The sequence below is a fragment of the Paraburkholderia solitsugae genome (genome assembly GCF_013177695.1).
Classification (GTDB): domain Bacteria; phylum Pseudomonadota; class Gammaproteobacteria; order Burkholderiales; family Burkholderiaceae; genus Paraburkholderia; species Paraburkholderia solitsugae.
In genome coordinates, this window is record NZ_WOEY01000122.1 from 20,358 (window position 1) to 33,021 (window position 12,664).

The following is a 12,664-nucleotide window of genomic DNA, read 5'->3' on the forward strand; positions in this document are numbered from 1 at the left end:
CAAAAATAGGCCGCTGCTCACAATCCGCAAAAATCAGTTATGCTTATCATGCGATTTGGTCAGGCGGTTGAGCTCCCGCCGTTCCTTAATAGACTCTATCCATCGCTCAATCTGGATACCGATGATCGGTGCCGAAAAGTCGAGCCAGACGCCGTGTGAAAAGAACAGGAAACTGACGCCTCCGGACACAACAATCACGACTAAAGTCGCAACTGTCGTAGCGATAAGTGGGTTGACCGTTGCTGATATAAAGCTCACCACGAAAATTGTCAAGATTACAAATAAGAGGACGTACGTGTTGGGCTCCCTCATGAGCTGGTTCTCGGCCATCGAATCAATCGCGTTGGCCAGCACCAGTGCGCCCGGCATGCGCCCGAGCGGCGTATAGTATTTGTCGCCCGCTTCCTCGAATGTTTGCCCGATGACAACCACTCGACCTTGAACCTGATCCCGCCACTGCTGCATGAACTCGGCGGAGAAATTCAGGAGTGGCAGCGCCGGCAGAATATCCATCTTGTCAGGCGGGTAGCGAAACACAATTCGGTTCCCTACCTCCCCCGCGTCCGGCAATTCGCCTATTGGGGCGCCCGCTGCACTGAACGCCTCACGTATCTTTTCCCAGTACCGCTTTTTCAGCCCAATAGAACTGTCGCCATGCCCGGCTTGTCCGCAGGCTCCGCTGGCTTCCGACTGACCGTCTAGAGTCTGCTTTAATTCGCAGGAACGTTGCGCAAGGTCTGATGCAGTCAATTGGCTGGCACCAAGCGCCGGAAACGGCGCGCAAGGAAGCCCGCTAGCGAGCTCGACGACATCGCTCCGAATGTTCAACTCGTTCGCGCGTGTAAGCAGTTGCACCGAGGGCACTATTCGCAATGTCCCTTGAACCGTTGAACTCGACCCTCGTTCGCAAACGACTCTGAACAAATCCCATTCGCGCAAAACTTGATCAGAGTTAACCTCGAAGTAAGGAGCCGCAGCGACGATCCGGCCGCCAGAGCTGGCAATGAGACGATCTATCGATTTTGATTGCCTTAACTCCGGAAGAAAGGCGTCTGCATCTTGAGGCAATGGCCGACGTTCTGAGCGAACAACAATCAATTTTCGATCGTGGCAATTCGGCTCGAAATAAGGTTTCGTCACTAACTCGCTTAGGCTACTCGCAAAGCGGCCATCTTCATAGCGGTCCAGATCAGAAGGATCACCACGACCGGAAGAGGTCGTCTCGATGGAGCCCCTGTCCTCCACCGCAATGTCGACGACCACCTGCCGCGCACCGAGCTGAAACGCGTGGTCCACAAGTGTGCCCAGTTCCGTTTGCGGCGCGCGATTGGGTTCGCCGCCACCCCAAGCTGGGTTTCGCCACGTTTCGTCATCAATTCTCACCAGCATCGGACGATTTTCGAGAGGCTCGAATTCGGGACAAGCGCCGAGTATCGAGCAGTGGCGAACGTTCAAGCGGTTCACAACATCCAGCCCCCAGTTTTGGGCTGCAACTATGGGACCAAACTGATATGTGTGTCCGGCAACGTGAATCACCGCCTCGATTGCGCACCCTAAAGCGAAGCCGATGAACCAGCGTCTCACCCACCTGGGACGTGCGCGCCCTCTTCTCCTGATGTGTTTCCAGCGCGGTCGTGAGACAGAACGGGCAGCAGTCAATCGTGCCTTGATGTCGCGGCGCTCCGCCTTCCGGACGACGTGCTGTTCATTTGTGGGGTCTGTCATCTGGTTCCCAGCGCAAAGTCATCGAGGACCTGAGGGTGGTATCTCGTCAGTCGCGAAGTTTGCCTGTCGTGCGTGGTCACGGGCACGCGATTCGAAATCCATGCGTCCAAGTCCTTTGTAGGTGACCCAGCGGGTAGCTTCGCGGGCCGCCTGTCGCTGGTCGCCGAGTCCCTTCGATCAACCCCTCGGTGAACGCCCCACGTCGGACCTCGGGTTCCTCCCAGAAGGAATCGTCGCTCTCGCTACTGACGAGGAGGGTCTGCATCCGAACGCATTGCGCGCAGACCGTGCATGCACGTTCGATGCCATGCCACGCGGGTAGCACCTGCACGATCAGTGCCGAGGGCTAATTCGCAAAAAATGATTCAGGAACGAAACGTTAGGCGCAACTTTTGTCAGCATCCCGAGTTTCCGGGCAATCACCCTGCACCACGATAGCAATCCAATCGACTTAATTGACGGAATCTGCCCGCGATTGTCAGATTCCACTGGCGTTTGTCGGAAGGGTACCGGCACCGGGGGCGATCGAAGGGGGCGCCGCCGAACGCATCGATCGCGGCGGCGTGCATCGTCTCGGGAGGCTCGCGCACGAGTTCGAGCGTCGCTGCTCTCCTAGTCTTCACCAAAATGCGCGAGGGAAGCTCCTTCAGAATTCGAATTTCACAGGATCGCCGCTTCCGGGGCGATTTCAAGTCGTTCGCCAGACACCGGTCTTGGGCGGGTACTGTCCGATGCCGAACCCGCTCGTCAGCGGACGTTCACCGACATCATCTTGCCGCGACGAATGGCAGTTATGGCCGATGACCAACCGCTGGCCGGGCGGCCCGCACCGCCTCTTCATCAGCCATTGCCTACGGATAGTGGCACCCCTTCGACTCGGACAAACGATCGCCTTGTAGCGTTTGTCCATCGTCGATGTGGATCGAACGGCTGGTCCACGTCGCTAACCGCTACGACACCATGATGAATGTCGAGGATTTGGGCCTGTTACAAGCTTCGCACTCGGTCGAACTGCGGTTTTCCAAAGCTGTCCATTAAGGTCATCAGTCTCACACCGGAAATCACCGAAACGCCGCGGCTTCCGAAGGAGGTAACGAACACCCTCGGCGACGCCGGCCATTAACAGTCCTTGGCGCAATGCAACTGGCATAACATTGCCGCTCCAGCCCGAATTTAACAACAACGACGAATCCCATGTGTTAGCGTTCCAACGCGAGCGCCGACTAAATCTTCAAGGGAGATGCAAATGCCGTTCGATAAATCTTCCGCAGCGACCTATGCGGATAACCATGCGGAATCACACAGCACTGGCAACTGTGCAAGGCACGTGCGCAAGGCGATCGAATCGGGAGGAATTTCCTTGCACCATGCACACTACGCCAAAGACTACGGCCCACTTCTTGAGGCCGTCGGCTTTCGTCAAGCGATTGGCGATCCGCAGACAGGCGATGTGATTGTGATACAGCCAGCCCCGGGAAATCCTGCAGGGCACATGGCGATCTTTGACGGCTCCATATGGGTATCTGATTTCAAGCAAACGCACCCTGGCCCGCAAGGCTTCTATCCGGGGGCGGCTTATCGACAATCACAGCCGGCATACAAAATTTATCGACACAACTGAGACGAAAGATGAAGAAGCTATTGACCCTCGCCGTGTCGGTATTGCTGCTGGTTGGCGGGTTGCTTTTCCAGCAAGGGGCGTTCGCGGAAAGCGCGACTCCTGACGCAAGCACGAAAGCGTTTTACACCTGGTATATCAAGTTGGAATCTAAAGATACATATCCGTTGTTGGACAAAGGCATTTATGTCTACGTGACCAAAGCGACGGTCGACAGACTTCGAAGCGCTTACCGCCATAACAGGCTACCTGGCGACAGCGACTACTTCACGAAGGTGCAGGACTACGACGAACAGGACTGGTCTAACAACATCGCAACACATCAGGCGATCATGCTCGGCGATGTCGCTGTTGTTCCTGTTACGTTCGGCTCGAAAGACAAGATCAGCGTGTTGGTGTTTCTGCGCAAGCAAGGCGACGGCTGGAAGATCACCAAAGTCGATGACACACTCGATTATCAATAGACCGTCTAACGCCAGCGGTTACGTCGACCTGCAGGTCGATTCATGCCTTGTCCAATCGGCCAAACCCGACCATTTAGCTCGCCGAGTCGATTGCTCCGCCCTCACCCTGCTTTATAAGCACCAAGCTGTGAGCTGGTTCTTTTCGCAGGTGCTGGTGGCGGAATACTCGGAGGCACACTGCTTCACATCTGCATCATCTCCAAGTGCTGTTGCGAAGGTGACCGCGCAGCTCTGACGACCACTAGTGGCCACCACACCGCAGCAATGAAAAGGGTGCGAGCAACCACGCCTTTTTTCTGCACGATGACGACCAACGAGAATTGCAACGAATCAGTTATCGGGAATATTGTCAGGGGCGCAAAGGTTCATCGACTTCATAGGCATTGATCCGCGAAGATTCTCTTTGGGGATAAGGGTGAACGCTGACCAGTCAGCTTCATTGACGTAGACCACGCCAGCTTTGCACAGCAGATGCGCTTGCCTCGGCTTCGTATCGCACCACGCACCATCTAGCGCGCATCGTTCCCATTGAGGTATGACGGCGAGCGGTTTCACCGCCCCGTTCTCCGCCTTCGTGTACGACTGCACGTCGCGCGTCGCTATGGACATGCGCATGAAATCGAAGTTTGCGCTTACTGGACGTGCGGCTTCGGCATCCGCGTAATGTCTGTGAAGGTCGATTACATAAAAGCAGATCGCCCCAAACAGTACGGTCGTCGTCAAGGAGACAGCGACCAAGGACACTCTTCTGAAGCTCAATCGAGCACCGCGCGTGAACAAGTACCCAAACACCATGAACCCTGTGAAACACGTGACGGTTATGAGGAACCATATCGCGAATGACCGATTTTCGCAGTCGTATCCACACACCGGCGCGAAGGTAAGCACCACGCAAGCGGCAATCGTTCCAGCGAATGTCCCCGTCGCAGCGAACACCAAGAGCGCGGCTAGTCTCTTCACTTGATTTCCCAAAACAGTATTTGCTTCGATTGGCGCAAATCAGAAAATCCGAACGGAGTGCCCGAAGCAAAAGAATTGAAGCCGAATCGTCTGCTAATGGTCGCGATAGAGTCTATAGGGCCACTTATGGTCAATCGTGTTCCGTTCCAAAAGGTCGATATGGCCGCCACTCAGATTGGCCGGCGAGTCGCCCTCTTGTCGCCAGTACCCATAGAAGAGAATGATGCCCGTTCGACCTTTGACCTTTGCTTCCCAAGCTGAGCCCGTAATGTCCTCTGCGTTCGGAAGTCCAGCGAATGGACGCAGCCGTAACCATTCGCCCAACTCATATGCACGGGTAGCCGTGGGCTTGCCGTCGAGTAGGATTCGCCCGAGCGTAGCCTTACCAGGCATCGGCTTAACCAGCTTTTGCGAAAACGACTTCATTTCGCTTCCGACCCGGTGGAACGTGACACTCATCCGTATAGCGCATTGATTCTTGTATTCCCCGGTTGGATCGTCATAGGGGTCTCCCGATGGATAGTTGTCCCACAACTCCTGAAACGTCAGCACTTTCAGTTCCATTACCTTGATGGAACCGGGTGTCGAGTTGGTTCGAACCACAGTCGGTTTGTTCGGCATTGTCAGTTCCCCTCTTGTTTCGCAAGGGCGTCATCGCCCCGTTAGACCGTGTAGTCCCTGGCTTCCTGTGTCTCGATGCGGGGCAGGTTTCCATCGGCATCGGTTCGGCCGTATGACGTGTGGCCGTCCGCCGTTTTGATGAAGTACGGATAGCCTGCCAGGACTGCGCCACGAACGACGGACCGCACCTGTTCATCGAAATCCTTCGACTCACCCGAGGATTGACGGGACGCCGCAGCGGCAGCCCAATTGCTCACGCCGTCCGTATCGTCAATGATCATTGACCTGCGGCCGTAGACCGGAATGATGCGAGGCGGGGACGGACAGTTGCAAAGCACCTTGTCATCGCCTAGCGCCTCGTATCTGCCCAAGGTGCCATCGAACGTGCGCAGGCTGTCACGACATCCGGCCGCAGCAACGATTTCCCCGGCACTCTTACAGCGGTCGCACCATGCTTTATGTCCAAGGAACGTTTGCCGTCTGTGGCGTCCGTCGTGTCCCTCGATCGTGCTGTCAGCCAAACCGTCTATGACTCTGCTGTTTCCACCGCTGTCTAGCGGATCGTCTTCAACAACGCTATAAAAGATAGTCATCCGGTTTCGCTCCGCTCTGTCGTGCTAACGCGTCATCGTCCCAATGCACCGAGTATTGGCCGCTTGCATTGGTGGTGATTCGAGGCAACCGCCCGCCCGAGCCGCCATGCCCAGACCCGCGATGGCGGAACCTCCCGTCGCCGTGGTGACACGTCCGCCTCTCTCGGCGAATGAGCCGATTGTGACGAGCAGATACGTGATTTCGTTGGTTGAGTCTTGCTTCATGCGCCGGCCTCCTTCAGGGTCGAACAAACTTTTCCTGAAAGCCTAGCTTTGTTTGTGGAGTCGGATACGAGATAAGTCACAAACCATTAAAGGGGTTGACGTGCATCAATGTTGACGCCGCGCGCGTTAGTCCCGCGAACCACGCCGGCACCAAGAAACTTATATTGAGTACGGACCATGGCAGTGAAGACAAGCAACGAAGATGAGCACGCCGTTCGAATCATCGTTGACCTGAGGCGGCACTTGTCGCGGCAACGGCGCCGCCCCGTAACAGGTCTACGAAGGCAATCCATGCCTTGTCTAATCGGCCAGAGCCGACCATTTAGCCTACCCACTTGAACACTACCCGCCCGCTCTGATTTATAATTATCAAGCCATCGGGAAACACCCGGCGGCCAGGTATGGAAGCCTGTGATCGTAACCGCACCCCCGCCCAGGCGGGGCGTGCGTCTGCTTCTGCACGTCTACATTTCTATGGGCGGGCCGTCGTGGGGGAGCCGCAAGGCTCGCCGGTTCGTTACGATCCCGGTCTTCCAAACCCGCTTCGTGCCCGCTCACCCACTTTGCAAGCGAGTGTCGGGCGATTCGAGATGTATCAGGGAGGTCGCACCATGAGCAGCAAACCTACAAAACAATCTCAACCCGCTTCACGCCCGCCTGTCGACGCGCTCCAGTACGAAAAGCTTGCGCTCTCCACCTTCGATCTATGCAACCGGCAGTTGAGCCAACTCAACACGCTAGTCACACTTTCGTCCTCGATATGTAGGAATCCTGCCATCACGAGTGAGGAAAGGCGACGTCAACAGACGATGCTTGAATTGCTTGTCGACACGGCAGAGCAATATCAGCAGGAGCTTGAGTGCGATCGTGAACTGTACCAGGTGATCGCGCTCGATGCGAAGGGCATCCCTCAAAGCCGCATCACCGCGAACCGCGCTGCGCGCCTTCTTGCAGAGGCATCAAAGATAGCGACGGAAACGCCGGCAACCACGGAGCCCGTTCAGCGCAAACGAGCGTCAACCAAAGCCGAGACGAGCGTAGAAGCCGACGCTGCCCAACATCCCATTCCTGTGCAACACTAAACATCGAGAAGGCGAGCGGCTTCAGTTGTTCAGGTTTGTAGGATGCCTGCCCTCAACCACGGGCATGGGCGAGCGCCACAGGCACATGTGGGCAGGCGTCTTATAAATCTAAACACTTTCAGACGTTCGACATCGGTGCGCAGATCGTCGACATCGATAGCAGGTCTCGACGCCGTTCGCACGAACAGCGTCCGGGAAAACCGTCAATCCTTTCCTTACGGCATGGCGCACGAATATCTCGTCATTTTCCAATACCACGAGCCTGAGCCGCGTGAGCTATTTGAGCGCGGACTGATCGAAGACTACGAATCGTCGACTGGCGCATTTATCGAGGCAGGGTCGGCGGAAGAGGCCTTGATCTGGTGCGAGGTAATCGCACAGGAGCTTCTTCGACGCGTCAACGATGACAGATCGTTGGATTGGAAACGCTTGGGATATTCGTGCTGAATTGAATCCACACCAGAAAAATCCCCTTGGGGCCACTGCTTGGTTTTTTTTCAGCACGTTCGCGGCCGCGCAATGACGAACCACGCCGGCCTCAGATTGGGGACCCGAACCCATTAGGGGTAACCCCGAAAATCGAAATTCACCCTTGCGAACAACGCGCTTAATTATCAGCGGCCGCTTTCCTAAACTTGGGATCTCGTGGGCATAAACGAGGTGCCGGTCACCTACGTAGGCCTTAGGCGGGCGTAGATTCTTTCCAGGAATGCAGTACGTGTCTCGTTGCCAGCCCTGAGCGGCGATCTGTGGTTTGCGTCACGTGCACCACTGCGAACGGTCGCGCGAGTTTGTTTGATCGCCACGAGCCAAGCGTACAACGACCGCTATGGAAAATACGAATGGATCGTTTGCGTCGAAATTCCAGTCCAAACAAGGAGGAACGGGTCATGAACAAGGCAACCAGCACATTAATCGCGGCCGTCGCCGCACTCACGCTGTCGGGCGGCGCTTATGCACAGAGCAACAACACGCTGGCGACCCCGACCACCGTGTCGCCGGTCGCCGTGTCGCCAGCCAATGCAACGAGCGGCTACGGCACGCCTGGCGTCACTAACTCGGACAGCGGCATGGGCGCCGGGTCGCCGAACTCGGGCCTGCCGAATAGCACGAACAATAGCTCGACGTCCCTCACCAACCTTCCCGGGAGTCACAACACGCTGGCGACCCCGAGCGTAGTGTCGCCGGCCGCCGGCCAATAACCGTTGTTAAAGATGACCGTAAGAAAGACCGCTGCCCTCACGGACAGCGGTCTTTTGTTTTTCCCTGACCGCTTCCTGGCAGCGGCTTGAGGCACACCGACTGGTTGCATGCCCGTAGGGTGATCGAATAACAGCGACTGCCGACACAGTTCAGCGACTGTAGGAAAAGTTAATGCGGCCGGCCGCGATTGTCCGCTTTCCGAAATCAGGGCCGTCTCATCTCGACTCCGATATCGACATTCTCATTTAAGATAAGATTCGTTTTGCAGGAGTCGTTCTAGTGCGAGATAAACGACGAGGCGTCCGCACTCGATTGAGCATCGCGGCTTCGTGACGAGCATGGGAGCATCAAATGGACCCAACGCTTCAAAGTGCTATCGTTGACTTCTGCGAAAAGAAACTCGCTCTATCGAAAGAAGCGGTGGCGAAATTCCTCACCCCAAAGTCGACACGGCAGGGTGAGGCGTTCTGGAGTCATCGCGACGCGTTCGGTCTGTTGATCAATAACTTCCCGGCAAAGGATCGCTTGGCGAGGTTTTTCGATCTGCTGAACTTCCTGGGTACTCAGGTACCGGGCCTCGAGGGTGAACAGGAGATGGCGCGAGCCAACTGGCTCCTTCGTTTCAACCGAGTGTTTTGTTGCAAATGGATCAATATCAAGAGCGCCTCCAGAAAGACCGATGATCCGAGGCTTCTGGTTCAGATCCTAACGGAGATTGTGGACGCGCGCGTCTGCGATGAGCCCGCCTTCAAGGCGTACCGAGTAGCGCACGGTGAACAGGCCATTTTCATGCTGTACGACAGTCGTGTAGCCTGGGTGACGCAGGGCCGCCCCATTGGCGGCATGTACCTGTTGATTGCCACACTGCACCGCCACCACATCAATTTGGTCAACCTCACCCAGGACACCTGTGCTGACTTCCAGCAGCTCATCCGCGTCCATCCGCCCAACAGCAAGTTTCGTGGATTCGGTCGATGGGGCCGCGGCGATGCCGCCGACAAGAGCATTGCCACCAATATCGTTAATCATTTTAAGAAGCATGTGCTCAACGCTGGCTTGAAGCCGCTGGATTGGCCAAAGGAGTGTGTTCAGTGGTGGGACGTGCTCCGTATCGAAATCACGCTCGAAACGATGGATCTAGTTTCCAATGGCCCCAAGAAACTCCAGGCACTGAGCTGCTTTAATAGCGCGAAACTCCTCCCAGCAGGCAAGATCGAGGAGTTCCTGACGTACATGAACGAGGAATTGAAGCAGCCCGGCAGCCGCCTGATGCATTCGTTCGTATCAAAGTACAGCATCTTGTACCGCGACAAAGCGTTGGCTATGGCGACCAGCCCGACAAGCGTGGCGGTGTTCATGGAGCGCGGCGCAGTTTACGTCAGCGGTGCCAGCAATAACTTCTACGTGATCGGCCGCATCGATGAGGGCGTCCTTACCATCTCATCGTTCTATGTCGCCAAGGACATGAGCAAGAAACTGACGGATCGGAGCGTTTTGTGGACCTTCACGTGAACTGCCGCTCGAGATAGAACCCGGCCTTCTCCGCGGCCGCCCGTTAGCGCCGCGGTACACGCCACTACAAGGCACCGACACAGCGCACTTATGCGAATCGCACGTGGCGGCACCCGGCTAGACACAGCGATACGATACGCCCCCCCATTTACTTCAAAGCGGCCACCGCGATCAGATCCAACACCTGTCGTGTCGCCGGAGCCCCGCTTCTCGAATGCTTTTAAGTGTTGTCATGGTCATTGTCACCAAACGAACGGGATCAAGCGATATTTCACTTTGTTCTGGTATTCGACATAACCGACGAGGTCGCGAACGAGCACTTTTTCTTCGCTCTTTATGCGGAAATAGAGAACAATCAGAAGAACGGGTGTCAGCGCGAGCGTGTACCACGAGCCAAGCGCAAGCGGCGTACCGACGATCAGAAACAGCGTGCCAAAATACATTGGATGACGTACCCATGCGTACACGCCCGTGTCCACAATCTTCTGCCCTTCTTCCACGCGCACATTGGCAGCCGCATAGCTATTGACGCTGGAGACAAGATAAAACACATAATATGAGAACACTACGAGCGCATCGCCGATGACGGATACATACCACGGCACGGGCGACCATGCATATCGCCAATCGAGCGGTGGCAATACGACAAGTGCGACAAACGCCACAATGATAAACAGTACTATGATTTTCTGGGCCGGTTCGCTCTCATGCGACGGACCCACTTTCTGGCGCCGAGCCAGGAGTGCCGGATCGTATGTGATGAGATAGATCGTATAGAGAAGCGATGCCGCAATGGACGTGGCGAGATACGCCCAGCCCTGCCAATAATTGAACGTCCACGCCGGCGTAAATACGAGGGCGAAGAATGCAAGTGTGCCAAACACACTGTCGCGAATCAATTTCTTGTTCATAGCGCAAAGCATAGTACTTCCGGAAGGACTGCATGAAGAACCATCCCGGCAGCCCCGTTACGGACAGCTATTGCGATAACGCGAGCGCAATTGTGATGGGAACGGTGGTGCAGAGCAAGAGTGCGCGCGGAGCCTTACGCGAACACGGCGCGGCGCTGCGCCGAAGCCGGCGCGAACGGTGCGCCGCCGCGGTTTGCGATATTCGCGACGCCGGCCGCTAGCTCGCTCGCTCGCGGCACTACGCCTTGTCCTCAACTTTGCGACGTTTTGGACGCTCGCGTCCATATCGCGAATGAACTCCGCCGTCACGCGCCAGGCAACAAAAACCGCATTGTTGGAGCGTCCCAGTCGACCGGTTTGGTGCGCCGCTTTCGCTCAGGAGTGTTACAAGATTGAAACGATTTGTGCCGGTATGGGCCTTTGAAACAGTCGCGGCCCCTCGGCTTGAGATGCTCGCCTCGGTTAATTCAAGGGTGGCCCGCTCCTTGCGTCAACACGCTACAGACCATCAGGACGCTGTAACGAGCAAAGTCTGGCGCGAGTGACATCGCCCATGGAGACTTCCAGATAACAACAGGAGCAGGTGCGCGCATCCGCTTACGACTCGGCGCACCATGGATTTGCACTACAAGGGAAAAGCGACCCAAAACGCTGGCCCAAATAATCAATTCGGGGTGGGGGTATGGTCAGGCTAAATCTGGTGATTCCATGCTTCAATGAAGAAGAAGTGTTGCCTGAGACTACGCGGCGCCTGCTGGCGCTGCTAGAAGAGCTCGTCGTCGATGGGATGATTGATTCGTCGAGCAGCATCACTTACGTCGACGACGGCTCGCTCGATCGCACCTGGGTGCTGATCGAGGGCTTCCATACCACCGACCCGCGTGTGCACGGCATCAAGCTTTCGCGCAACCATGGCCACCAGAACGCGTTGCTCGCGGGCTTATTGAGCGTCGAGGGTGACGTCCTCATCAGCCTCGATGCTGACCTTCAGGACGATCTCGCCGCGATTCCCCGGATGATGGCCGAATTCCGCAACGGCGCCGAAATCGTTTTCGGCGTACGGGATCGCCGCGACACCGATAGTTTTTTCAAGCGATTCAGCGCGCGCAGCTATTACCGACTGCTTCGCCGATTCGGCGTCAATGTACTGCAGGACCATGCGGATTTCCGGCTGATGAGCCGGCGCGCGATCGAGGAATTGCGCGGCTTTGGCGAGGTCAACCTGTTCTTGCGCGGGATCGTCCCGCTGCTGGGATTCCATACCGCGATCGTCAAATACGACCGCCAAGCGCGCTTCGCGGGCAAAAGCAAGTATCCGCTGATCAAGATGATCATGCTCGCCTCCGACGGCGTTACTTCGTTTTCGACCAAACCGCTACAGTGGAGCACCTACGTGGGCGGGGTTCTCTCGCTGGCGTCGCTGTCGTTCGGCCTCTGGGCGCTGTCCATCCGCCTGTTGACCGATCGGAGCGTGCCCGGCTGGGCATCGACCGTGGTCCCGATGTACTTCCTCGGCGGACTGCAGTTGCTGTTTCTCGGCGTGATCGGTGGGTATATCGCGAAGATCTACGCGGAAACGAAACAGCGTCCCCGCTTCATTGTCGAGAAGACACTGCAGCGTCGCACAAGGCCGTCCGCCTCACCGGGCGGTTCACTTCCCGACAGCGGCACCATGCGTTCCGTCAGCGCGGAACACGACTACGAGGCCGCCAGGCAGCGTTCGTACGAGACATCGTAGGTAGCCGGGCAA

General features: G+C 56.5%; 11 protein-coding genes and 1 pseudogene. 7 read left to right on the forward strand and 5 right to left on the reverse strand.

Annotated elements, in window-relative coordinates; genetic code table 11:
• Positions 1-33: 33 nt before the first annotated feature.
• The gene (locus GNZ12_RS30520; protein ID WP_172315856.1) at positions 34-1,584 is read right to left on the reverse strand and encodes a CHASE2 domain-containing protein; all 1,551 of its coding nucleotides are present in this window, start codon (positions 1,582-1,584) and stop codon (positions 34-36) included.
• Between the two features lie 1,387 nt (positions 1,585-2,971).
• Between GNZ12_RS30520 and GNZ12_RS30525 the strand changes: the two genes are divergently transcribed.
• Both GNZ12_RS30525 and GNZ12_RS30530 read left to right on the forward strand, forming a co-directional pair.
• Positions 2,972-3,346 (forward strand): CHAP domain-containing protein, encoded by a 375-nt coding sequence (locus GNZ12_RS30525; RefSeq protein WP_172315857.1) that lies wholly within the window; start codon positions 2,972-2,974, stop codon positions 3,344-3,346.
• A gap of 8 nt (positions 3,347-3,354) precedes the next feature.
• Positions 3,355-3,807: a DUF3828 domain-containing protein gene (locus GNZ12_RS30530; protein ID WP_172315858.1), complete on the forward strand. Its 453-nt coding sequence runs from the start codon at positions 3,355-3,357 to the stop codon at positions 3,805-3,807.
• Between the two features lie 330 nt (positions 3,808-4,137).
• Here GNZ12_RS30530 and GNZ12_RS30535 read toward each other — a convergent pair whose 3' ends face one another.
• The 3 genes and pseudogenes from GNZ12_RS30535 to GNZ12_RS30545 form a co-directional block, all read right to left on the reverse strand.
• Entirely contained in the window at positions 4,138-4,545 is a 408-nt protein-coding gene (locus tag GNZ12_RS30535) for a hypothetical protein (protein ID WP_172315859.1), read from the reverse strand.
• A 218-nt stretch (positions 4,546-4,763) separates the two neighbouring features.
• Positions 4,764-5,388 (reverse strand): annotated as a pseudogene (locus tag GNZ12_RS30540) (type VI secretion system amidase effector protein Tae4).
• Positions 5,389-5,429: 41 nt separating this feature from the next.
• Complete coding sequence (locus tag GNZ12_RS30545; RefSeq protein WP_172315860.1) at positions 5,430-5,981, reverse strand: PAAR domain-containing protein; 552 nt, start codon at positions 5,979-5,981, stop codon at positions 5,430-5,432.
• An 836-nt stretch (positions 5,982-6,817) separates the two neighbouring features.
• Here GNZ12_RS30545 and GNZ12_RS30550 point away from each other — a divergent pair.
• The 3 genes from GNZ12_RS30550 (at position 6,818) to GNZ12_RS30560 (ending at position 10,003) form a co-directional block, all read left to right on the forward strand.
• The gene (locus GNZ12_RS30550; protein WP_172315861.1) at positions 6,818-7,288 is read left to right on the forward strand and encodes a hypothetical protein; all 471 of its coding nucleotides are present in this window, start codon (positions 6,818-6,820) and stop codon (positions 7,286-7,288) included.
• An 890-nt stretch (positions 7,289-8,178) separates the two neighbouring features.
• Positions 8,179-8,490, forward strand: coding sequence for a hypothetical protein (locus tag GNZ12_RS30555; RefSeq protein WP_172315862.1), 312 nt, complete (start codon positions 8,179-8,181; stop codon positions 8,488-8,490).
• Between the two features lie 352 nt (positions 8,491-8,842).
• Complete coding sequence (locus tag GNZ12_RS30560; RefSeq protein WP_172315863.1) at positions 8,843-10,003, forward strand: hypothetical protein; 1,161 nt, start codon at positions 8,843-8,845, stop codon at positions 10,001-10,003.
• Positions 10,004-10,245: 242 nt separating this feature from the next.
• Here the strand turns inward: GNZ12_RS30560 and GNZ12_RS30565 are convergent, their stop codons facing one another.
• A complete protein-coding gene (locus GNZ12_RS30565; RefSeq protein ID WP_216673429.1) occupies positions 10,246-10,914 on the reverse strand; it encodes a methyltransferase family protein in 669 nt (222 codons plus the stop codon).
• Positions 10,915-10,946: 32 nt separating this feature from the next.
• On the opposite strand from GNZ12_RS30565, the gene GNZ12_RS30570 reads away from it, so the two are divergent.
• Positions 10,947-11,135 (forward strand): hypothetical protein, encoded by a 189-nt coding sequence (locus GNZ12_RS30570; RefSeq protein WP_172315865.1) that lies wholly within the window; start codon positions 10,947-10,949, stop codon positions 11,133-11,135.
• 461 nt (positions 11,136-11,596) lie between these two features.
• Positions 11,597-12,652, forward strand: coding sequence for a glycosyltransferase family 2 protein (locus GNZ12_RS30575; RefSeq protein WP_172315866.1), 1,056 nt, complete (start codon positions 11,597-11,599; stop codon positions 12,650-12,652).
• The last annotated feature ends 12 nt before the right edge of the window (positions 12,653-12,664 follow it).